Source organism: Rhodococcus sp. 27YEA6 (genome assembly GCF_044908235.1).
GTDB lineage: Bacteria > Actinomycetota > Actinomycetes > Mycobacteriales > Mycobacteriaceae > Rhodococcus_F > Rhodococcus_F qingshengii.
Genome location: NZ_JBIYCY010000004.1, coordinates 139,650 through 161,636 on the forward strand (window position 1 = coordinate 139,650; position 21,987 = coordinate 161,636).

Consider the following 21,987-nt stretch of genomic DNA (forward strand, 5'->3'; position numbering starts at 1 on the left):
GGGCCAATGATTCGATAGTCGGTGCTTCGAACAAAGTCCGCACCCCGAAATCGATTTCTTCAGCGGCATTTACGCGAGCGATCAGCTTCGTGGCAATCAGTGAGTTCCCGCCCAGATCGAAGAAGTCGTCACCCGCACCCACCGTCTCGACGCCTAGAACATCGGCAAAAATCTCGGCGAGCACTAGTTCCTCAGCGCCCTCGGGCGGTCGAAAGTCGTCCGACCGAGCATCGAGCCGAGGTGCAGGTAAGGCAGCGCGATCGACCTTTCCCGCCGGAGTTACCGGCAACTCGTCGAGTAGAACAAATGCCGCAGGAACCATGTACGACGGAACACGGCTCGCGACGTACCGCGTCAGCTCGGCCGTCGAGAGCGCACTTCCGCCGGCAGGCACGACGTACGTGGTGATCATCGCTGTCCCGGAGGGAGCCGCACGCGCCACGGTGACTGCATTCTCGACCTGCGGACACGACCGCACGACGCTGTCGATTTCCCCGAGTTCGATACGAAATCCGCGAACTTTCACCTGGAAGTCACTACGACCGACGTACTCGAGTCCACGGCCACGGCGCCACCGCACCAAATCCCCCGTTCGATACATCCGCTGCCCGGGGAGGCCGAAGGGGTCTGCCACGAATCGTTCTGCGGTCAACGCATACTTCCGGTGATATCCACGTGCGAGCGCGTCTCCCGAGATGTACAGTTCGCCCACAACACCGTCGGGGACGGGGTGCAATCGCTGATCGAGCACGATCTCCTCGAAGCCGCGGAGCGGACCGCCCACTGTGATGTTCTCCGACGACACCATCGGCTCGCCGATGTTCGACATGACGGTGGTCTCGGTCGGCCCGTACGCATTGCACAGCCGTCGGCCGGGAGCCCACCGCTGCACGAGATCCGGCGGACAGGCCTCACCACCGACCACCACGTCGCCGAAGTCCGAAAGGCCCTCGGGAGAAACTGTTCCGAGCGCCGCAGTAGTGACAAAACCATGCGTGACACGCTGGGATTCGAGGAAGTGAGACAGCTCGTCACCGCCGTAGATCGTGCTCGGTGCAATCACCATGGTCGCTCCGGCACCGAAAGCCAGCAGGTATTCGAAAATCGAGGCGTCGAAACTCGGTGTCGAGAAGTGCAACGTTCGCGCATCCTGGGTCGCACCGAACCGCGAACGCTGTTCGGCAGCAAGCGCTTCCAGTCCACGATGCGAGACCGTCACCCCCTTGGGGAGTCCGGTGGATCCGGACGTGTAGATCACGTATGCAGGACTGTCGGGCCGGATCGGGTGCACCCGATCGACATCGGAGATGGAGCGCACGGACAACCGTCCAAGTCGGCCACGGAACTCAGCGTCGTCGATTGCTATCCAGGAAATCGAATCCGGCAAACGATGAAGTTCGGAAACGACCGTGAGCCCCAGTACGGCGCCGGAATCGGTCAGCATGAAGCGAACACGTTCACCCGGATAGGTCGGATCCACCGGCACGAATGCCGCGCCGGCTTTGGTCACCGCCAACATCGCGACAACCGATTCGATCGAACGCGTCAAACCCAGCGCCACACTGTTTTCCGGACCGATGCCGCGGTCGATCAAGACTCGGGCCAACTTCGACGAACGCTCGTCGAGTTCTCGATACGTCAACTCGGCATCGAGATACGACAGGGCCACGCCGTCGGGGTGTGTGCGCGCCGCACCGTCGAACAAATCGGCCAGGGTGCGATGCGAAGCGCGCGGGTCACCGCGGACAGGCCGTATCGCGGATCGCTCGTCGTCGGACAAGATATCGATGTCGCCGACCATGATTGCCGGATCCGCTGTGACGGATTCCAGGACGCACGCGAGCCGCAAACCGAGGCCGCGTACCGTCTCGGCGTCGAATAGATCGGTGGCAAACGCGAGCCTCACCGAGATTCCGGACGGCGTACCCACCTCGTCGAAAGTCTCGACTGCAGACACTCCGAGATCGAAGCGGCCGATGTCGCGAGGGTGCTCGTCAGCGCCGGCGACGGACTCGAACATCACCTGTACAACCGGCGCATAGGCGGGTACATCCTCCACGTGCAATGGCTGAACCAACTGCTCGAGCCGTATCCCACTGTGCGGCAGCGCATTACTTCGGACCTCGACGACACTGCCCAAGAGTGCCGTGAACGGCGTCTCCAGATCGATGCGACTCCGGATGGCGACGATGCTCGCGTCGGATCCCGCGGGCGTACCGATCACAACATCCGAAGCACCGGACAACCGGCTCACCAGGAGAGCAAAGCTCGCATGTAAGACCGCACGAGTGTCCGTCCCGAGATCACTCGCCATCGCCGTGATCCGCGCGTGGGTGTCGGTGGCGATCAGGACCTCAACCTGTGCACTGTCCAGCGATTGCGTTGCAGGCCTGGGTCGATCGAAGGGAAGTTGCAAAAGTTCGGGCGCCCCGGCGAGCTCATGTCTCCAATACTCGAGGTGCCGGACTTCGCGTTGTCGTCGCTCGCCCTCTCGGGCCGTCGGGCCGTGAATGTCTGCGAGTTCGGCACCGGAATCAGACGCGATCAACTCTTCCAGCAAGCCGACAAAGTTCCGGTGGTGCTCGCGTAAACCCGCCTCCTCGTATCGGATCGGGTTTGCCCGGAAGTCGACACGCAGCCTGTCGCCGCTCGGATACACGTTGACCAGAAGGTCTTCCACCGGCCCGGAGGTGACGATGTGATACTCCCCAACCACCTCGCCCAACTGCACCTCCTGGCGAAACAGCATGACGTTGACCATGGGCCCGGCATATGAGTCTTCGCCTTCCAGACCGCTCGTCACGCCTGCGTCCCGACGGATGTCGTCGAGGCTGCAGCGCTGGTGCCGCAATGCACCCATGAGCTCATGTTGGACCTGGGCGAACAGTTCACCGACGGTGTCGACCGCTGCGACACGGATGAGCAGTGGCGTGACGTTCACCATCATGCCGCCCGAGTCCCGCAGCACCGCCGTAGTCCGTCCGGACATCGGAACATGAATCTGGACAGTCTCTTTCGCCGTCATCCGCGCGAGGTACAACGCGAGCGCAGCGATGACCGGTGCAGCGTGGTTCTCGGATTCGTAGAGAAGGGCACAACTTCGGTCCGACATCAGTGTGCTTTCGAGTCGGCTCTCGGTTTGCGCGGGCCCAGAAGCCTCCGCCAGGCTGGATCCGGCGAGGGTGGTATTGCGCTCAGCCCAGTACTCCCGGTCGGCGGCAAATCGATCCGACATTCTGTACCGCTCGTCGATGTCGTACAGCGTGCGCAGCGTCGCGGCACGACTCGGCTGCGAGTCCTTTCTCGCCGCCGAGGCCGAGTACCGATGCGCAATGCGGTTCATCATGGTCATGGCACCGAAACCGTCGAGCGCAACATGATGGATGCGGCTGTACCACAGATAGTGCGCGTCGCCCACGCGCAGCACAGCGGTCGCGACGATTCCGTCGACTGCCAGGTCGAGCTGCGTCCGGCAATCTCGGCGCATCCACCCGAGGGCATCCTCGATCGGATCGGGGGACCCACGGAGGTCGACAAGACGGACGGTGATCTCAGATGTCTCGTCCACGTACTGCATCGGTTGACCGTCGATCTCGATCACTTTGAGCAAAGGAGATTGAAACTCGTATGCCACCGCTCGCGTTTCGCGATCCAGCAGTTCGACGTCGAGTTCGCCGCGCAGCTCCACGTAGTGCGCTATCAGAATCGGGACTTCGGGATCGAATTGCTGAGCGAACCAGGTTGCCCGTTGGGCGGCCGAGAGCGGAAAGAGCGTCTCATCAGAAGGGTCGGTCCGACTTACCTCGAAGGGTTTCACAGCGCCCCGCCCCGCATGATCTCCGCGGCCGCCGAGTGCGTAGCCGCGTCCGAATCAACAGCGCGAAAGCAAGAGGCTGATCGCGCCTCTCAAGCAGTCGTACCCAGAATCGGCAAGCGCATGCACCGCCCCACCAGTCGATGTCACGTACGTATCGCTCATGTTTCGCGTGCCCGATATGTACTAAAAGTGTGAATGCGTCTCGTCACCTCGGTAATGTCCCACTCCGAGAAGACACATCCCCCGAGGGGAGCAGGCGCATGGACATCACCACCATTACCGACGTGATACGCCGACCACCGGATCGCCCAGGGGACGTGTGGCGTCCCGGCGACGCCTGGCTCGCGGGAGGAACGTGGCTGTTCTCAGCAGAACAACCCGACACGCGTCGACTGGTCGACCTCACCGCGCTCGGTTGGACACCACTGGAGGTCGGCCCGATTCATTTCGGTGTCGGAGCTACGTGCACCGTTGCCGAACTGTATGCGTTTGTCCCGCCGGACAATTGGCGTGCGAGTCCACTTATTCGCGTCAGCTGCGAGTACTTCCTCTCGTCTTTCAAGGTGTGGAATTCGGCAACCGTAGGCGGCAACATCTGTATGTCGCTTCCGGCCGGACCGATGATCACCCTGGCAGTTGCACTCGAGGCTTCGTTCACACTATGGGCTACCGACGGAACAGTGAGGACCGTCGACGCGTGCGACTTCGTGACCGGTGACCACCAGAATGTCCTGGAGCCGGGCGAAGTCCTTCGGAGCATCGAGTTCCCGGTGCACGCACTCACCAAACGGCACGCCCACCGCCGCTTCAGTCTCACGCACCTCGGCCGTTCGACGATCTTCATGATCGCGACGCAGACTCCTGGCGCCGACGACTTTCACCTCACCATCACCGCCGGCACCACCCATCCGATCCGGCTGACGTTCGACACCATGCCGGATGAGCACTCTCTGCGACGAGCCGTCGACTCCATTTCGGCCGACATTTGGTTCGACGATCCCAACGGAACCCCAGACCACCGCCTCCACCTCGCCCGCCACTACGCCGACGAGCTCCGAAACGAACTCACGGGGAGCCAGTCATGAGCTACACGGTGAACGACCGGCAGTTCCACGAGGAGCCGTTCCCGGGACAGTGTCTCCGGACGTTTCTTCGGCACCTCGGACACCACGGGGTGAAGAAGGGGTGCGACGGCGGGGACTGCGGGGCGTGCACAGTGTGGCTCGACGGAACACCGATACACAGCTGCATCACGCCCGCCTTTCGCGCCGACGGTCGCGCGGTAACCACGATCGAGGGACTCGGCACGCCCGAAGATCTCCATCCGATTCAGCAGCAGTTCCGGGATGCACCCGGCTTTCAGTGTGGGTTCTGCACCGCCGGGATGATCATGACCTCGGCGGCGCTCACCGACGCGCAGAAAGAAGACTTGCCGCGAGCGCTCAAGGGAAACCTGTGCCGCTGCACCGGTTACCGATCCATCGAAGACGCGGTCAACGGTGTCGGTGCTGTCGAAGTTGCCCTCCCGGGACAGGCCGTCGGAACCAGCGTCGGGGCGCCGGCGGCCACCGACCTGGTGACCGGCCGAGCCGAATACACTATGGACACCGCGATCGACGGCATGCTGCACCTGAAAGTGCTGCACTCGCCTCACGCACATGCCCGCATCACCTCCATCGACACCACCGAGGCGCTCGCCGTCCCCGGTGTCCATCGCGTCTACACCTGGAAAGACGTGCCGCGCAAGCTCTTCACCACGGCAATACATACCGACCACCTTGTCGATCCGGACGACACCTACATTCTCGACAACGTCGTGCGGTTCGTGGGTCAGCGTGTAGTGGCCGTCCTCGCCGACTCCGTCGTCGCTGCGGAAGAAGGCCGTCGGAAGGTGAAGGTCGATTACGAGATCCTGCCTTCCGTGTTCGATCCGGAAGAGGCCATGGCCGACGGCGCTCCAGCCCTGCACGGATCCGACGATCCCTTTGTTCGAGATCCCGAGCACAACATCCTGCTCGAACTTCACGGTCATGTGGGCGACGTCGAGGCAGGGTTCGCCGAGGCCGACGTCATCCACGAAGGCACCTACTTCTCGCCGCGGGTTCAGCACGCGCACCTCGAGACGCACGGTTCGATCTCCTGGATGGAAGACGGACGCCTTCACGTTCGCACAAGTTCGCAGTCCCCCTCCATCGCCAAGGTCAAACTCGCCCATCTCTTCGACCTCCGCCCGGATCAGCTACGCGTGTTCTGCAAACGCGTGGGCGGCGGGTTCGGAGGAAAACAGGAAGTGATCAGCGAGGATCTGGTGGCGCTCGCCACCCTCGACACCGGTCGTCCAGTCTGCCTCGAGTTCACCCGAGAAGAAGAGTTCACCACCGCGTCGCCGCGTCATCCGATGAAGCTCACGATCAAGCTCGGTGCCAAGTCGGACGGAACCCTCACAGCCTTTCAGTATCGCAACGTATCGAACACCGGTGCGTACGGAAACCACGGTGGAGAGACACTCTTTGCCGGCGGCGCGGCAGTATCGCTCTACCGCTGCGCCAACAAGAAGTTCGATGCGTATTCCGTGTACACCAATAACGTCCCGAGCGGCGCTCTGCGTGGGTACGGGATGACGCAACCGGCCTTTGCCGTGGAATCGGCCATGACCGAATTGGCCGTCGCGCTGAACATGGATCCGCTCGAACTGCGTCGACGCAATATCGTCCGACCGGGCGATTCGCTGATCGCACTCGAAGACGGCCCAGACGACGTGATCTTCACCGAAGACGGACTGGGGCAATGCATCGATCTGATCGACACCGCGTTGAAGCGGCAACAGGTTCCCTCGCCCGGAGACGATTGGCTGATCGGCACCGGTACCGCCAGTTCACTACATGAGACCGCGCCACCCACCGAGCACATTTCCGAGGCTTGGCTCACCCTCGGCGAAGACTGTGTATACGAACTTGCCATCGGCACAGTCGAATTCGGTGAGGGTACTTCTACGGCCCACGTGCAGATCGCCGCGAATCAGCTGGGCACAACTCCGTCGCGTGTACGAATCATTCAGTCGGACACCGACCGAACCGGTTTCGACACAGGCGCTTTCGCCAGCGCCGGCCTGTTTGTCGCTGGGAACGCGGTACTTCGCGCGTCGAATGCGCTCCGCGATCGCCTACTTGCCTTCACCGCGCACCACACCGGCGTGTCGATTGACCAGTGCTCGATGGACGACGACAAGATCGTCTGCGGTAGTACTCGATTAACACTGCAAGAGATACTCGAGGCCGCGCGCCCGCGCGGGATCCGATTCACCGAGGCGCGGAAGGCATACGGATCTCCGCGCAGCGTGGTGTCCAACACTCATGGCTTCCGGATTGCCGTCCATCGCATCACCGGCGAGATCCGCATTCTCTACAGCGTCCAAGCCACCGACGCTGGGGTGATCATCAATCCGGCGCAGGTGCGGGGACAGATCGAAGGTGGCGTCGCCCAGGGCATCGGCTTCGCACTCACCGAGAACTTCCACGTAGACGCAAACGGCGCGATGATGAACCCGAATCTACGTAACTACCGGATCCCGACATATGCAGATATCCCACGCACGGAGGTGATCCTCGTCGAGTCATCAGACTCCGTCGGTCCTCTCCGCTCCAAGGGCATGGCGGAGTGCTGCATCAATCCGGTTGCCCCTGCATTGGCGAACGCACTGCAGGATGCAACCGGGTCACGATTCCGGACGCTACCGCTCACCCCGGAACGCATCTACACAGGCCTGAACCGATGACCGCGCACACGTCGGCGGACAGCGCCGCGACGGTCATCATCGGCCAGCGAGTGCGTGCCGGACTGGAGAAAGAATTCGAGGTATGGCAGAAAGATCTCAACCGGGCGGCCGCAGATTATGCAGGCTTCCTCGGGGCAGAAATCGCTGCTCCGACGCCCACCCAACCTGATTGGGTGATCGTGTACCGATTCGACTCCATCGCTCATGTTCAAGCGTGGATCAACAGCGCGACGAGGCAGAACTACCTCGACAGCGGGCGTCAGTACTTCGACGGCCCGGCCACGCAGCAGGTAGTGAGCGGTGGGATCAGGCCTCCGGACCCACTGCTGACCGTCGTAGTGACGCACCGAGTCGGTGACGACAGCATCGACGAGTTCCTTGCCTGGCAGGATCGCCTTCGGGAGGTGGAGAGTGCTTTCGACGGATTCCGCGGCACCGAACTGTTTCGCCCCGTCGACGGTGTGCAGGATGAATGGACCCTGCTGTATCGCTTCGACAATGCTGCCCACCTCGATACGTGGCTGACTTCCCCTGAGCGACAACAACTCCTCGCCGAGGGCCGCAAGTTTCACGACTTCGAACTGCGAACCGTGGACAATTCGTTCGGCAGTTGGTTTGCCTTCGACGAGAACGGAAACGAGGCCCCTCCACCTTCGGAGACAAAAACCTCGATCGCGGTCTGGGTCGGTCTCTACCCGACTGTCGTCTTGCTTACTTTGGCGCTGTCACCGCTGAAGCTGCCACTCTGGCTCGGATTGTTGATCGGCAATCTGCTGTCGAGCTTCATCATGAGTTTCTTCACGATGCCGTACTACGTGAATCGACTCCTGCGCCGTTGGCTGCGTCCGCCTCCGGGGATTCCTGTCGCAAAAACCAACGCACAAGGGGTGGCAATCGTCGCCGCTGTGACCTTGTTCTGGGTTGTCGTCTTCTACCTCGTGACTACTCAGTTCTGGTCGCTGCCCTGAACGCTCCGGAACACGAAATGCCAGCGCATGTAACGGGGCATGATTCTTCCCCGGTGCATACGCTGGCATTTTCAGTTATGTCCGTTCACGCGGCCGTTGGTGGGCTGTTCCCGCCGATCGGCTGTTGATACGGGTCGATCGACATCGGTGGATAGAACACTGTTTTTCGGTCGGGCCCGATTTCCACCCGCCATTCGGTGTGGTGCATCGTCCGATGATGATGACCGCACAACAAGATCAGATTGTCGAGATCCGTTGGGCCACCATCACCCCAGTGAACAATATGATGGGCATCGCACCACCCCGACGTAGTTCCGCACCCCGGAAACGCACACCCGCCATCACGAACCGCCAACGCCCGCCGCTGCGGCACCGTCGCCGTTCTCGCTTCCTTACCGCAGTCGAGCGGAACACCATTCTCATCCAACAAAATTCGCGTGACCGTGCAATCGCAGGCCAACATCCGGGCAGTGTCGATACTGATCGGGCCCACCCAATCCGCCCACGCGAACCCCAGTTCCTGAGTCGACGGCAACATATCCTTCAAGGCTTTGAGGTCGGTCATGTCTTTCGCCGACGCAGTCACCGTGATGTGCGGTTTCACCCCGCCCTCGATCGGACCCAACCCCGCCCGCTCGTACCGCCGCAGTAGTTCGCAGAACCCGTCCGCCCGCCGTAGCGCCGGCGTACGGGTGTCCTTGACGCCGTCCTTCTCCGGCGTCGGCGCAGACAGGCTCGACAACAACGTGATCGGCGGGCCCCGTTCACAGCATCCAGATCACCCTTCACCGACACGCGCCCGTACAACCCTTTCGAGGCATAGAACTCGTTACGTTCGGAATCCTCGCCGACCGGAACCCCGTCCTCACGCTTGCCGTACTGCTTCTCGATCCGCCGGATCGCCGCCCGCACCGCATCACAATCGGCAATGTTCTTCGACGCCAGGCCAAGCAGGATCCCGCGAGCCTTGTCCACATCCGCCACGGTCATGTTCTTCGGCGGATGCTGACAAAACGACGCCACCTGCCGCGCCTTCAACGCATCCACGTCACCACGATGAAACGCATCCGCGACAACAGGTTCGAGCATCAACAACCGCGCCAACCCGACCAACAGACTGCACTCACCGATCTCCAAATTCGTCGAACCATGCAACCACAGCGCGATCGCCCGAAAACCCTTCCCGACCACAGTCTCACGGGAAAACATCTCCACGATCAGCAACACCATCCGCGACTGCAACTCGTGCCGGACACGCACCAGATCCAGAACCTCACTCTTGAGGCCCTCACCATCCAGCTGCCACGCTCCCCGACTGTCCATACCGAAAGTTTAATCGAACACACTTTCGATAACCAGAGACAAACCGGACAACTTCGAGAACAGGAAGGCTCGAGACACGTTGATATGAAACTACTTTCAGCAACTCTCAAAACCGGATCATCGGCCGCTGAGCGGCAGAACTCCCCCGCCGACGGGATAGGGCGGCAGCGTTCCCACAAGCGTCGGTGTCAATGTGGTCGCAGACGGATCGGCACGACCGAGAGTGAATTTCCGAACTTCGGCACCCGTTCCGTTGCTGCCGCTGACGAGGAGATCCGCGCCGGTAGTCGTGCTCGTCGTGGCCACTCCCACACCCGACTCTGGAGCGGTGAACGGGTCGAAAGCTGCAACCTCCCGAAATGCCACGTCCGTCGAATGGTGATCTGGACTCTCGAGGTACATCTCGGGTGCACCGTCGAGCCTGGATCCACTCGAGAAGACGCGGATTGATCCTTCTCCTCCGAGCATGCCTGCCACTATCGACTTTGCGCCGCCCTCGGCGCCGGCCACCCAACCCGTCGACAGAGACACCCCGTCGCGGTAGCCCTGATCGAATGCCAAGAACTGCGACGTCATTACAGGACCAGCCGTATGACCTGCGTGGTCATCGGAGCCGCCCTGCGCAGCCGCCGTCGGTTCGTACAGGTCGTAGCGGAACGTCTTGATCAACGGCTCCTCGCCCGCACCCGGTGCGGTCACGATGCTCGCTCGACCGGAGTGACTGTCAACCATTCCGGTTGCGAACGTGACTCCGCTACTCGATCCCGGGTACGGCGAGAACGAACCGAATTCTGCGGGTGCGGACCTCTTGTCCGCCGGAAGGTCGGTGGAGTAAATCTTGACCTGCGACTCCATCCCTGGGCCCGAGGCAACGATGATGTTGTCCGCCAGTGCGTTTCCGTCGATATCGACGCCGCCGATGTTCACTCCGCCACGAAAACCCACATCGAAGGGGGCAAATCTTGCCAACTCGTCGGTGAACGGCACGCCGCCGACTGCGTTGTACGCCACCACTTCCGGAGCCGAGCCTGCACCTGTTCCAGCGACCAGATCAAGCACCATGTCTCCGTTCACGTCCGCCATCGCAACACTCGGGGTGCCTTCGAACGACGGGAAGGGCGTCACAGCAGTGATCAGTTTGTCGCCGTTGGCATCGAATATCTGCACCTTGGCGGGCACGCCGGCCGAACCAGGTATCGCGACGGCATATGTCGATACCTCGGGAATCACGTTGACAGTCGCCATCAAACCGTTGTCCTCGTGATTGAGTCGGTGGCAGTGAATCACAAAGGTTCCGGTGTACTCGGTGAACTTCGTCCGCAACGTCACCGATGCTGGTTCCAGCGCATTCTCGTTCTCGTCCGTCACCGGCGCCGGCACGTTCACGTTGTCGATTCCCCAGGGCTGAACGCCCGTCGTGGTACCTGCGACGGGATCCACAACTTCCGTTACCTGGAAGTCGTTGACGTGAATATGCATCGGGTGTTCGTCGTTGTTGAGGTTCGTGATCTTCCATTCCTCAACGGAATTCAGTCGCGGTTGAATCAGCGGAATGTTGGGGAACGTGTTGTCGGCGAATTCGTAGGTGAAGGCCTTCGGATCGCTGTTGCTGGCCTTCTCGTTTCCGAACCCACCGGACACTGTGAGATTGCGGGTCACGTCGGGCGTCATCGCTGCGGTATCCACGAACGAGGTGTAGGTATCGAGCTTCTGTCCGAACTCGAAGGGAGTCGTCTTTCCTTCACCCTCGTCTGGCGTCGCACGGATCAACTGCTGAGTCGGGAACGTGAAGAATCCGTCCGCGTAACTGATCACCGACGGGTCGACGGTGACGGTTCCGAGTTCGGCGGGCGGATTGTCGGTACCGTTGTTGGTGTAGAGAATGCCTGGATTGCTCACCGGCTTCGCACCTTCGAGCGGTGGCATCTCCAGCACCAGATCGCCGGACTCCGGCATCGTCACTGCGATTGCGTATCGCGAGGCCGGCGGAATCACCAGCCTGGTTCCGTCCCCGTCCACGGGTGGCCTGACCTCGTCGAACGGGTTTCCGTCCTGCCCTACGATGGCGAACTTCGGATGGGCGCCGGTTGCGGTTTCCGTCAACGTGACCGGCATGTAGGCAAAGTCGCTGATGTTGGCAAGCACCCAGATCTCGGTCTGCCCCGGCCTCAGTTTCAGCGACGGCTGGAACTGACCGTTCACGGTGTACTGCACATCGCGTTGGTTGTCCGGCAGTGAAGGATCGGCCGGTACAGTCGTCGATTCACCCACGAAGCTCTGCAGATTGCCTGGAACGAATTGATTCTGTCCACGATGATTGGCCGGGGACAACGGTCCGGTGTACCAGTTGGTGAAATACTGCGCGCCCTCGGTGGTGTCCGAGAAATTCACCGGAGCAAGGCTCGGACGGTACGTCCCGTCGGCTAGTTCCGTACCGGCGGGTGGCGTCAACGTACTGACGAATTGGGGCCAGTTCGCGTCGTTGAGCTGTCGGCCCTTTCCTTTGCGGTCGAATACGAAGTTGTACTGCAATGCCATATCGCGAATCGGAACGTCGTTTGCCGTCACGACAGGCAGATTGCCGTCCGGCCGGCCGATTTCCAGTAGCCCGGCCAGGCCCATGTACGTCTGCTGGGCGGTGAGGGTGTGCCGGTGACTGTGATACCAGTACAGACCGTTCGGCATCGTCCCCGGAATCGCGTAGTCGTACACGTTTCCCTGGCCGGCTGGAATGTTGAGCAACACGTTGTCCGCATTGCCGTCCGGACTCACGTGCACTCCGTGCGTGTGCAGATTCAGCGGAGCCGACGTCAGCGCCGGCGGATAGATCGGCACGCCCCCGCCCGCAGGTGTGAATGCCGGATCGTAGAAGTCCTGGATCGTGAGATCCTGCAAATCGTTGTCGTAATGAATGATCAATCGCTCTCCGGGATTGACGCGGAGAGTCGGCGCCGGATAGACGTCACTCGCCGAGGTCGATCCGTCCGACGCCGTACCGCGGATGACCTCGTACCCGAAGAGCAGAAAATTCGACACGGGCGCCGAAGCGGTATCGAGCGGAATCACTCCCTGATGAGCGGACAAGCGCACCTCGAGAACACCATCTCGGCTACTCAGTTTCACCGGCTCCCGGTAGTCGACGGCGGTTCCGTCCGAGCCGTAGTTCGCGCCCACCTCGGGCGCCGATTCAGCGGACGTACACGCGGCCAACGCCATCGTCATGGACACCACTACTGCTGCGGCTAACGACTTTCCTCGCAGTGCGATCACTGGTTTCCCCGTTCCATGGTGGCGTGAGATACGTCCGATCAGCGCTCATCAGCCTATCGAGAAAACATCGGCTGAACAGTACATTCACGACAAATTGCCCACCTAGTGCCCGCTCGAGCGCTTCACCTTGCAAGCAGTCTCAGCAAACCGATCAGAAATCGAGAAGCACAGCCACGGGACCCGCAATTACGTTGAAACACATGAACACACCACAGAAGTCCACTTCCGACCACACGTCGTCAATCCACGCATCAGCAGGGAGCGCCCAGATGACCACCGCGCAATCCGTGATCCTCGACGTACCCGACCTCGTCGCAGCCGAAGCCTTCTACAACGCTCTCGGCGTCGGAGATCGAATCCAGCTACGCGAATCGAACGAACCGACAACAGGGTTTCGTGGGTACACCCTTTCGCTCGTCGTCTCCCAACCGAACATCGTCGACGCCTTCGTCGGCGCAGCACTCGCAGCAGGTGCCACCGCCTTGAAGCCTGTGAAGAAATCCCTCTGGGGATACGGCGGAGTCGTCCAGGCTCCAGACGGTTCGATCTGGAAGATCGCCACGTCGTCGAAGAAGAACGACGGGCCGGCCACCCGCACGATCGACAGCCTCGTGCTGCTGCTCGGCGCCGAAGACGTCAAGGCCAGCAAGCAGTTCTACCTCGACCGCGGACTCGAGGTGTCCAAGAGCTTCGGTCGCAAGTACGTCGAATTCACCAGTGCAGCAAACAATGTGACACTCGCACTGTATGGTCGCCGCGCTTTGGCAAAGGATGCCGGGGTTGCTCCGGAAGGCACCGGATCACACCGTCTGACCGTTGCCGGCGCGTCTGAAACCTTCACAGACCCAGACGGTTTCGCCTGGGAAGCCGCCTGCGCTTGACATCAAGCACAGATCACCGGGAAGGCGGCCGGTATCAGACTTCGGAGTTGGCCGCGTCATGCGCCGGGTACGCATGCACCAAGGCAGTAGCGAGTTTGGGCACCGCGTGAGTGAGCGAATGCTCGGCGCTGTGTGCAATCGCATGAGCTTCGGCAAGTGTTGCCCGGGGATCGATGTCGAGTTCTGCATCGGCATGCAGTCGGTGTCCGATCCACCGCATCTTCAGATCACGAACACCGAGGACTCCAGGTTCGTGCATCAATGCATGCTCTGCGTCGTCCACCAACTCAGGTTCGACGCCGTCCATCAACCTCCGGAAGACGTCTCGCGCTGCAGTCCTGAGCACCGCCACGATGGCAACGGTGATGACAAGGCCGATGATCGGATCTGCCAACGGGAAACCCAGCGCAACTCCCCCCGCCCCCAGAAGGACTGCGAGCGAAGTGAATCCGTCGGTCCGAGCATGCAATCCATCGGCCACCAGGGCCGCTGAACCGATTTGCCTGCCGACCCTGATCCGATACAACGCCACCAATTCGTTTCCGATGAAACCGATCAAACCTGCCGCCGCTACCCAACCGAGGTGCTCGATCTCGACCGGGTTGATCAATCGCCTCACCGCCTCGACACCGGCGATCACTGCCGACAGTGCGATCATGGCGAGCACGAACAGTCCGGCCAAATCCTCCGCACGCCCGAAACCATAGGTATAGCGCCTGGTCGCAGCGCGCCGACCGAGCGCGAAGGCAATCCAGAGTGGGACTGCCGTGAGCGCGTCGGAGAAGTTGTGAATGGTGTCCGCCAGCAGCGCCACCGAACCCGAGATCGCCACGATCGCGACCTGAGCAACTGCGGTGACTCCGAGCGCAACAAGACTGATCTTGACCGCCCGGATGCCGATTACGCTCGATTCCAATGCGTCGTCGACACTGTCGGCAGCGTCGTGACTGTGCGGCGAGAACACTTCGCGGACTGCCGATCGAAATCCCTTCGGCCCGTGGACATGGCGGTGGCCGTGGCCGTGGCCGTGGGACGTCTTGGGTTCGTGCGTCACGACGCACCTTCTTCTTGATCGGTCCGATCGACGTTCGCCGAGCGCTCCGGGTGTATCTCCCGAAGTTCACCTTCACTACGGTGATGCCCCGGCAATCCGGGTCCGGCATGCTCCGCATTGAAGACCGCGTCCGTAACCAGTTGGCGCACATGGTCGTTCTCCAGGCGATAGAACACCGTCGTACCATCGCGGCGCGTTCGTACCAACCTTGCCATGCGCAATTTCGCCAGGTGCTGCGACACCGAGGGCGCCGGCTTGCCGACGCGTTCCGCCAGTTCGTTCACCGAGCACTCGCGGTCTACCAATGCCCACAAAACCTGCACACGGGTTGCGTCGGCCAGCATGCGGAACACCTCGACGACGAGGTCGACTTGATCATCGGGAAGCTTACGGCGACAAACACCACTATCTGCGTTCATACGTAGATAGTAGATCATGCTGGACGCCGAAGATGACCTCTCGTCGATTCACCAGTTGTGCAAAGCTTGGCGGCAGAGCCCTTCGCCACTCGCAGACCGGGAGACAACGATGAGTACCGACGATTGGAACGCAGGAATCATTGCGGAATTTCGGGAGAACGAGGGCAAGGTAGGTGGCCCCTTCGAAGGTGCGCCCATGGTGTTGGTCCACCACACAGGACGCAAATCCGGACGCGATTTCGTGAGTCCCATGATGTATCTGGCAGACGAGCAGGATCCGAAGACCATCTACGTTTTTGCATCCAAGGCCGGTGCCCCGACCAATCCCGACTGGTACTACAACCTCGTTGCCACCGACCAGGCAGAGGTCGAGATCGGCACCGAAACATACCCGGTCTCCGTCAGCGAAGTAACCGGCGAGAAGCGTGACCGCATCTACGACGAGCAGGCCAGTCGATACCCGGGATTTGCCGAATACGCGGAGAAGACCGCTGGGATCCGCACAATCCCGGTGGTAGCCCTGACTCGCGCGTAAATCCTGGTAGCACCTCCCAGTCGTTTCCATTCGGAAACGGCTGGGATCGTTTGTACGGAATCAGGTCGCTGAAGAGGCTTTGACCTCACCCTTCGCATGCCGTCCGAGCAGCACGTATCCTACCCAGGATCCGACAACCACTGTCGCCGCGAGCGCCTGTACAAGGCCTTCGATACTCGCCGGATAGAACACGCCGGTGATGTAGTGCGAGATGAATCCGGTGGACGGCAACTCCGCGATCCCGGCCATCCGGCGGGCCCAGTTCTCGAGATTGGTCAGCGGGCAGTCGTATCCGACCGCTATCGAACCGACTCCCCAGACGACTGCAAGAAGGTGGAAACCGATGGTACGACGCCACTTCCACGCCACGAACCCACCCAGCACCACATAGAGGACAAACCCGAAGTGAACGAACACCGTTACTACTTCGATGAGCCGATACACCATCGTCGTCTCCGCTCGTGGCGCGGAAGTCCCGCAACAACCAGACTAATCCGATGTTAGTCCTCGTAGAGGTGATCTACCCGGTGTATGCAGCGGTCGTGCGAGCAGCGGCGGCTGCAGCCGCATCCGGGTCGTCGCCCGATGCGATCGCAGCTTCGGCCCACAGTTCACTGCTTCCCGCGATGAATGCCTTGGCCTCGTCGCTCGCCGACCACTCGGGTGTCTCGAGTGGCGTCGCGATCCCCAGTTCCACGTGTCGAGCCAGCCCGAGCAGTCCCATGTCCCACCCGACACCGACGGCACCTGGACCGTACTCGGCCCACCGATCCGGCTCCACGTCCGCGGCATGTTCGAAATCGAACAGAATTGCACGACGGCGCTCCTTGGTTCGGGAAAACTTCAGCTCAGTCGCTGCTGTAGATGTACCGCTACCTCTTCTCCAGCGGCGCTCTTGCCGATCGCCTTGCACAGCGCCACGCGCAGCGGAAGCCAGTGCGGTCCGTCGCCGGAGGGCATCAGCGTCGCCTCGAAGGGATGCTCACCATCGAGGGTTCCGAGCACCTTCACAGCGCGTCTGGTTCCCAGAATTTCCGCCGAGCCGGGCACGGTCAAGAACGTTGCGAACGCACCGTCTTTCTCGATGGGAGCGGTGAACGAGTAATCGAGCGGTTGTGGAGTCTTGTCAGTGGCCATCTCGCGTCACTGCTCAGCAGCGAGCAGGACGTCGGTGTCGAAACACGTGTGAGTGCCGGTGTGGCACGCGGCGCCCTCCTGATCAACGATCAGCAAGACGGAATCGCCGTCACAGTCGAGGCGCACCTCGTGCACGTACTGGGTGTGCCCCGACGTCTCACCCTTGACCCAGTACTGCTGCCGCGAGCGCGAATAGTACGTCCCCTTACGGGTTTCCAGTGTTCGCGCGAGCGCTTCGTCGTCCATCCACGCGACCATCAGCACATCACCGGTCGACTTCTCCTGCGCAACCGCGCTGAACAGTCCGGCGTCGTTTCGCTTCAGCTTCGCCGCGATTGCGGGATCAAGACTCATAGGACGTTTATACCTTCCACCTGTGACTTCCGTGGAATTCCCCTGCACGGCCGCCCTAGAATGGAAGTTCCTTCGCTTCTCGCTCTGGAAGAAGATCCGACATGAACCATCAGCATCATGACGGTCCGCACCCGGAGTACATCTGCCATCTCGCGAACCCGAGTACCGATCGCGTCCGAACCCGCCACGTCGTTCTCGGCATCGGCCCAGGTGCTACCAGCAAGAATGTACTCAGCTACGCACTGACGCTTGCCGCCAAGGAGGATTCAGCCCTCCACGTCGTTCACTGCATCACGTCAGAGGACCTACCTGTCGAAACCGACTCACCAGAATTCGAAACGCGTCTGCACGACGAGATGGTGTCGCAACGCGAGCAGACAACCTCGGCACTTGCCTCGCACGCCGACACCTGGACGTACGACTGCACCTATGGAGACCCGGCCGGTGTCATTCTCGCAACCGCGGACAAATACGACGCATTTACCATCGTGATCGGATCTCCGCGAAAAGGCGCTGCCTCCGCGGTGAGCCGACTGATGCACATCTCGGTCACTTCCCGACTGAACCGGCAGAACCGTTATCCCGTGATATCGGTTCCGACCGGAGTCAGCTCGGCAAGATAGCCGAACGCGGGACAAGCCCGCCTAGATGATCGAATAGTCCTCGAGCGGAAAGCGTTTCGCTTCGACGAACGCATTCCGTGTAGACGTGGGCCGCAGAATCGCAGCCTCGCCGTGCTGATTGAAGTAATAGCTTCGTGCAGTCTGGCAACTACCGCCGTAGAAGACGGAGTCCGCCAGGTTCTCGGTCATCCGGTCGAGAAACTCGGCGTTGGCAGTTTCGGTGACCTCGAATGTTTCCGCGCCGCGCCGTTTCACCTCGCCGAACAGTCGATCCATGTGCTGCATCTGGGATTCGATCGTCGTGAAGTAGGACAACCCGCTGTACGAGTACGGACTGGCGAGCGTGAGGAAATTGGGGAAATACGGAACCGCGACCCCTTCGTAGGCCTGGAAACGGTTGTCGCGCCACCACTTACCGAGGTTTCGTCCCTCGCGGCCGATAACCTCGATGGCTGGAAAATTCACATCCCAGAGGTTGAATCCCGTTGCCAGCACCAAGGTGTCGATCTCGGTCTTGCGACCGTCGGCGGTGACGATTCCGTCGGCAGCGATGTGGTCGATCGGCGTCGTTTCGAGATGCACGTTGTCCTTGGTGAACGTACGGAAGTAGCTGTTGGAAAATGTGGGACGCTTGCACCCGAAGTCGTAGTCCGGTGTGAGTTGTTTGCGAAGGCTGGCGGCGCTGACCTGGGACCGCAGAAACGCACGTGATGCGGCCGCCGCACCCTTGTTCAACAGTTTGACCTGCTTGTAGTGCAGGACCGCGCTGACCATGATCATTTCTAGGATCGACGAACTGACAGCGCGCGCGATTCGCTGGGTGAGCGGAATACGCGAGAACAGCTTCTGCACTGCATTCGGAATGGGGACGTCGATCTTGGGAACCACCCAGATCGGGGTGCGTTGGTAGACGGTCAACTCTGCGGCCTGACGCGCCACCTCGGGGATCAACTGCACAGCGGTGGCGCCGGTTCCGATGATTGCGGTCTTGGTGCCGGACAGATCGTAGGAATCGTCCCAGGCCGTGGTGTGGATGATCTTGCCGGCGAAGTCGCCGATACCGGAGATGTCGGGCCGATGCGGTTGCGAGAGGAAACCCGTCGCAGTCAGGAGGTACTTGGCAGTGATGTCCGGCGCGCCTTCGACGGATACGACCCAGTGCGAGGAATCCTCGTCCCAGCGGGCTCCATTGACCACGGCACCGAACGTCATGTGCTTCCGCAGATCGTACTTGTCCGCGACGTGATCGGCGTACTTCTTCAGTTCCGCGCCCGGCGCGAAGAGCCTGGACCAGTTCGGATTGGGCTCGAACGAATACGAGTAGGTGACCGACGCGATGTCGACAGCCAGACCGGGATAGCGGTTGACGTGCCAGGTTCCACCCAGATCGTCCTCGCGCTCGAGGATCGCCAGGTTGTTCAGGCCAAGCCGCTTGAGTTGAATGGCCGCACCCATTCCGCCGAAGCCCGCCCCCACTACTACTGCGTCGTACTGCACTGCCATCGGAGAATCCCTCTCGTGAACTGCACATCAGAAAAACTGCACATCAGAAACTGACACGTCATTCCGTTATTGAGAACGGTATCATTCCTGATGTGACGAAGGCCATGACCAGAGCGGAACGAAAAAAGGCGGAATTGCGCCGCGAGATCATCGACGCATCATTCGAGTGCTTCGCCCAGCGCGGCTATCACGCAACCGGAATTGCCGACATCGCAACAACTCTCGGAATCGGCCACGGGACCTTCTACCGGTACTTCGAGAACAAGCGCGACATCATCGATCACGTCATCGACGACCTCGTCGCAAAGATCATCAGCGCACTGGCCACCGAGAATGCTCCCGACGCCGCCAGCACACTGGACGAGTACCGCGCCCAAGTGGGACGGATCGCCGAGGCGCTCCCCCGCATCTTCTTCGACGACCCCCGCATCCCGCGGGTTCTGCTGTTCGAGACGACGGGCGTCGACGCCGATCTGACGGGCCGGATGCTCGATCTACTCGACCAGTCGGCATCGTTGACCGCGGCGTACCTGCACCACGGAGTCGAATGCGGCTATCTACGCGCCGACCTCGATGTCGACAACACTGCCCACGCCGTCAACGGCATGATGCTGGCAAGTGCGATTCAAGGATTGCGAGCCGGTTCGTCCGTCGACTGCACGGCGTTGAACCAAGCCATCAGCCGCCTCATGTTCGACGGAATCCGCGCCGAGAACGCCTAGCGAACGACGATTCCCTCGGCACGCATCGCATCCTTGACCTCCGGGATGCTCAGATCGCCGAAGTGGAAGACACTTGCTGCGAGAACTGCGTCTGCGCCCGCTTCGACTGCAGGGGCAAAGTGCTCGACCAGGCCGGCACCGCCACTGGCGATCACCGGTACGTGGACTGCCGCCCGGACAGCGCGGATCATCAGAAGGTCGAAGCCCGCTTTGGTGCCGTCGGCATCCATCGAGTTGAGCAGGATCTCCCCCACTCCCAACTCTGCACCACGCTCGGCCCACTCGACAGCGTCGATCCCGGTGCCGCGCTTGCCCCCGTGCGTCGTGACCTCCCACCCCGACGGTGTGTCCGGCTGCCCCTGGGGAACGGTGCGGGCATCGACCGAGAGGACGATGCACTGCGAGCCGAAACGCTCACTCAGTTCCTTCAGCAGTTCCGGGCGCGCAATCGCCGCGGTGTTGACGCTGACCTTGTCGGCACCGGCACGCAGCAGACGATCGACATCCGCGACCGTGCGCACTCCACCGCCGACGGTCAGAGGAATGAAAACCTGCTCGGCAGTGCGACTTACGACGTCGAGCATCGTGCCGCGATCCGACGTGGAGGCGGTCACGTCCAGGAAGGTCAGTTCGTCGGCGCCCTGAGCGTCGTACGCTGCCGCGAGTTCCACCGGATCTCCGGCGTCGCGAAGATTCTCGAAATTGACACCCTTGACCACTCGCCCGGCGTCGACGTCGAGGCACGGAATCACACGAACTGCGAGGGTCATGACTGTGGTCCTCCTGAGGACGAAGCGCGCGGATCACCGAGCGCGTTGAGGATATCGAGAATCTCACCGTGGATGCCCGGAGCGGCAGCGAGCACCGACTCCGATTCTACGGTCCACGGGCGGCCGGCCAGGTCGGTGACCACCCCGCCCGCACCGCGAACGAGCGCGACCCCGGCCGCGTTGTCCCACGCGTTGCGGCCGTAGACGATCGCACCGCCCAGGATGCCGGCCGCGGTGAAGGCCAGATCGACTCCGGTTGAACCGTGTATCCGGATCCGCGAGGACACCTTGCTGATCTCGGCGAGGAGGTCGAGACGGAAACTGCCGGGGATCCGCCCTCGACTGTTGACGTTGAGCGCACCCAAGCCGACGATCGACGACGCCAGATCGGTTGGCTCCAGCGGCGGTACGGCGATTCCATTGACCAACAACGGACCGCCGGCGCGAGTCGCGTACGTGTGACCGATCAATGGAAGCCATGTCAATCCGAGCACCGGAACACCGTCGTCGAGAAGCGCCAACAACGTTCCGGCAGTGGGCAATCCGGCCGAGTAGTTGAAAGTACCGTCAACGGGGTCGAGAACCCAGACGAGCCCGGAACCGACGTCGGGACCGCCGAATTCCTCGCCGTGCACCTCGATGCCGGTCTGCTCGAACAACTCCGCGGTCAACCGCTTCTCGAGCGCAAGATCGACCTCGGTGGCAAAATCACCCCAGCCCTTGCGGACCGCACTCGGGGCGCCGACACCGGAGACGAACTGATCGTGGACGCCGTCGAGAAGCCGACCCGCAATCGCGAGAAGTTCGTCGAGGTCACGCGTCGGAGTCATCTGGAA

General features: G+C 61.4%; 17 protein-coding genes and 2 pseudogenes. 7 read left to right on the forward strand and 12 right to left on the reverse strand.

Annotated features, from left to right (window positions below):
• Positions 1-4 precede the first annotated feature (4 nt).
• Positions 5-3,817, reverse strand: a pseudogene (locus ABH939_RS13290) (amino acid adenylation domain-containing protein); the annotation flags it as partial.
• A gap of 260 nt (positions 3,818-4,077) precedes the next feature.
• Between ABH939_RS13290 and ABH939_RS13295 the strand changes: the two are divergent.
• The 3 genes from ABH939_RS13295 to ABH939_RS13305 are packed head-to-tail and all read left to right on the forward strand — an operon-like array spanning position 4,078 to position 8,560.
• A complete protein-coding gene (locus ABH939_RS13295) occupies positions 4,078-4,902 on the forward strand; it encodes an FAD binding domain-containing protein (RefSeq protein ID WP_404649699.1) in 825 nt (274 codons plus the stop codon).
• A complete protein-coding gene (locus tag ABH939_RS13300; protein ID WP_404649700.1) occupies positions 4,899-7,592 on the forward strand; it encodes a molybdopterin-dependent oxidoreductase in 2,694 nt (897 codons plus the stop codon). Before ABH939_RS13295 ends, ABH939_RS13300 begins: the two co-directional genes overlap by 4 nt.
• Entirely contained in the window at positions 7,589-8,560 is a 972-nt protein-coding gene (locus ABH939_RS13305; protein ID WP_075833364.1) for an antibiotic biosynthesis monooxygenase, read from the forward strand. Before ABH939_RS13300 ends, ABH939_RS13305 begins: the two co-directional genes overlap by 4 nt.
• Positions 8,561-8,645: 85 nt before the next feature.
• Here ABH939_RS13305 and ABH939_RS13310 read toward each other — a convergent pair.
• Both ABH939_RS13310 and ABH939_RS13315 read right to left on the reverse strand, forming a co-directional pair.
• A pseudogene (locus tag ABH939_RS13310) lies at positions 8,646-9,883 on the reverse strand (DUF222 domain-containing protein).
• Between the two features lie 117 nt (positions 9,884-10,000).
• Positions 10,001-13,105 (reverse strand): multicopper oxidase family protein, encoded by a 3,105-nt coding sequence (locus ABH939_RS13315; protein ID WP_404649754.1) that lies wholly within the window; start codon positions 13,103-13,105, stop codon positions 10,001-10,003.
• A gap of 317 nt (positions 13,106-13,422) precedes the next feature.
• Here ABH939_RS13315 and ABH939_RS13320 point away from each other — a divergent pair, with 317 nt between their 5' ends.
• A complete protein-coding gene (locus ABH939_RS13320) occupies positions 13,423-14,034 on the forward strand; it encodes a glyoxalase (RefSeq protein WP_404649701.1) in 612 nt (203 codons plus the stop codon).
• Between the two features lie 34 nt (positions 14,035-14,068).
• On the opposite strand, the gene ABH939_RS13325 is transcribed toward ABH939_RS13320, so the two are convergent.
• Both ABH939_RS13325 and ABH939_RS13330 read right to left on the reverse strand, forming a co-directional pair.
• Positions 14,069-15,088 (reverse strand): cation diffusion facilitator family transporter, encoded by a 1,020-nt coding sequence (locus tag ABH939_RS13325; protein ID WP_031331634.1) that lies wholly within the window; start codon positions 15,086-15,088, stop codon positions 14,069-14,071.
• Positions 15,085-15,507, reverse strand: coding sequence for a metalloregulator ArsR/SmtB family transcription factor (locus tag ABH939_RS13330; RefSeq protein ID WP_003942406.1), 423 nt, complete (start codon positions 15,505-15,507; stop codon positions 15,085-15,087). The genes ABH939_RS13325 and ABH939_RS13330 overlap by 4 nt, the downstream gene beginning before the upstream one ends.
• A 109-nt stretch (positions 15,508-15,616) precedes the next feature.
• On the opposite strand from ABH939_RS13330, the gene ABH939_RS13335 reads away from it, so the two are divergent.
• The gene (locus tag ABH939_RS13335; protein WP_029255500.1) at positions 15,617-16,042 is read left to right on the forward strand and encodes a nitroreductase/quinone reductase family protein; all 426 of its coding nucleotides are present in this window, start codon (positions 15,617-15,619) and stop codon (positions 16,040-16,042) included.
• 60 nt (positions 16,043-16,102) lie between these two features.
• On the opposite strand, the gene ABH939_RS13340 is transcribed toward ABH939_RS13335, so the two are convergent.
• From ABH939_RS13340 to hisI, 4 genes are all read right to left on the reverse strand, one after another.
• On the reverse strand, positions 16,103-16,489 hold the full coding sequence (locus tag ABH939_RS13340; protein ID WP_030537060.1) for a DUF2784 domain-containing protein: 387 nt from the start codon (positions 16,487-16,489) through the stop codon (positions 16,103-16,105).
• A gap of 73 nt (positions 16,490-16,562) precedes the next feature.
• On the reverse strand, positions 16,563-16,823 hold the full coding sequence (locus tag ABH939_RS13345) for a hypothetical protein (RefSeq protein WP_223304508.1): 261 nt from the start codon (positions 16,821-16,823) through the stop codon (positions 16,563-16,565).
• A 62-nt stretch (positions 16,824-16,885) separates the two neighbouring features.
• Positions 16,886-17,179, reverse strand: a complete 294-nt coding sequence (locus tag ABH939_RS13350; RefSeq protein WP_065352537.1) for a DUF1905 domain-containing protein — start codon at positions 17,177-17,179, stop codon at positions 16,886-16,888.
• A gap of 6 nt (positions 17,180-17,185) precedes the next feature.
• Positions 17,186-17,533: a phosphoribosyl-AMP cyclohydrolase gene (hisI, locus tag ABH939_RS13355; protein WP_003942390.1), complete on the reverse strand. Its 348-nt coding sequence runs from the start codon at positions 17,531-17,533 to the stop codon at positions 17,186-17,188.
• 101 nt (positions 17,534-17,634) lie between these two features.
• On the opposite strand from hisI, the gene ABH939_RS13360 reads away from it, so the two are divergent.
• Complete coding sequence (locus ABH939_RS13360; RefSeq protein ID WP_054187191.1) at positions 17,635-18,156, forward strand: universal stress protein; 522 nt, start codon at positions 17,635-17,637, stop codon at positions 18,154-18,156.
• Positions 18,157-18,177: 21 nt separating this feature from the next.
• Here ABH939_RS13360 and ABH939_RS13365 read toward each other — a convergent pair whose 3' ends face one another.
• A complete protein-coding gene (locus tag ABH939_RS13365; protein WP_404649702.1) occupies positions 18,178-19,659 on the reverse strand; it encodes a flavin-containing monooxygenase in 1,482 nt (493 codons plus the stop codon).
• A gap of 104 nt (positions 19,660-19,763) precedes the next feature.
• Between ABH939_RS13365 and ABH939_RS13370 the strand changes: the two genes are divergently transcribed.
• On the forward strand, positions 19,764-20,381 hold the full coding sequence (locus ABH939_RS13370) for a TetR/AcrR family transcriptional regulator (RefSeq protein ID WP_030537064.1): 618 nt from the start codon (positions 19,764-19,766) through the stop codon (positions 20,379-20,381).
• Here ABH939_RS13370 and hisF read toward each other — a convergent pair.
• On the reverse strand, positions 20,378-21,151 hold the full coding sequence (gene hisF, locus ABH939_RS13375; RefSeq protein ID WP_003942380.1) for an imidazole glycerol phosphate synthase subunit HisF: 774 nt from the start codon (positions 21,149-21,151) through the stop codon (positions 20,378-20,380). The genes ABH939_RS13370 and hisF overlap by 4 nt on opposite strands.
• Positions 21,148-21,981 (reverse strand): inositol monophosphatase family protein, encoded by an 834-nt coding sequence (locus ABH939_RS13380; protein WP_003942414.1) that lies wholly within the window; start codon positions 21,979-21,981, stop codon positions 21,148-21,150. The genes hisF and ABH939_RS13380 overlap by 4 nt, the downstream gene beginning before the upstream one ends.
• Between the last annotated feature and the right edge of the window lie 6 nt (positions 21,982-21,987).

Excerpts from the sequence above, each read along its gene's own strand:
- ABH939_RS13295 (WP_404649699.1), top strand. The coding sequence starts at position 4,078 with ATGGACATCACCACCATTACCGACGTGATACGCCGACCACCGGATCGC.
- ABH939_RS13330 (WP_003942406.1), bottom strand. The coding sequence starts at position 15,507 with ATGAACGCAGATAGTGGTGTTTGTCGCCGTAAGCTTCCCGATGATCAA.
- hisF (WP_003942380.1), bottom strand. The coding sequence starts at position 21,151 with ATGACCCTCGCAGTTCGTGTGATTCCGTGCCTCGACGTCGACGCCGGG.
- ABH939_RS13320 (WP_404649701.1), top strand. The coding sequence starts at position 13,423 with ATGACCACCGCGCAATCCGTGATCCTCGACGTACCCGACCTCGTCGCA.
- ABH939_RS13315 (WP_404649754.1), bottom strand. The coding sequence starts at position 13,105 with ATGACGATGGCGTTGGCCGCGTGTACGTCCGCTGAATCGGCGCCCGAG.
- hisI (WP_003942390.1), bottom strand. The coding sequence starts at position 17,533 with ATGAGTCTTGATCCCGCAATCGCGGCGAAGCTGAAGCGAAACGACGCC.
- ABH939_RS13360 (WP_054187191.1), top strand. The coding sequence starts at position 17,635 with ATGAACCATCAGCATCATGACGGTCCGCACCCGGAGTACATCTGCCAT.
- ABH939_RS13300 (WP_404649700.1), top strand. The coding sequence starts at position 4,899 with ATGAGCTACACGGTGAACGACCGGCAGTTCCACGAGGAGCCGTTCCCG.
- ABH939_RS13380 (WP_003942414.1), bottom strand. The coding sequence starts at position 21,981 with ATGACTCCGACGCGTGACCTCGACGAACTTCTCGCGATTGCGGGTCGG.
- ABH939_RS13350 (WP_065352537.1), bottom strand. The coding sequence starts at position 17,179 with ATGGCCACTGACAAGACTCCACAACCGCTCGATTACTCGTTCACCGCT.
- ABH939_RS13340 (WP_030537060.1), bottom strand. The coding sequence starts at position 16,489 with ATGGTGTATCGGCTCATCGAAGTAGTAACGGTGTTCGTTCACTTCGGG.
- ABH939_RS13370 (WP_030537064.1), top strand. The coding sequence starts at position 19,764 with ATGACCAGAGCGGAACGAAAAAAGGCGGAATTGCGCCGCGAGATCATC.
- ABH939_RS13305 (WP_075833364.1), top strand. The coding sequence starts at position 7,589 with ATGACCGCGCACACGTCGGCGGACAGCGCCGCGACGGTCATCATCGGC.
- ABH939_RS13365 (WP_404649702.1), bottom strand. The coding sequence starts at position 19,659 with ATGGCAGTGCAGTACGACGCAGTAGTAGTGGGGGCGGGCTTCGGCGGA.
- ABH939_RS13335 (WP_029255500.1), top strand. The coding sequence starts at position 15,617 with ATGAGTACCGACGATTGGAACGCAGGAATCATTGCGGAATTTCGGGAG.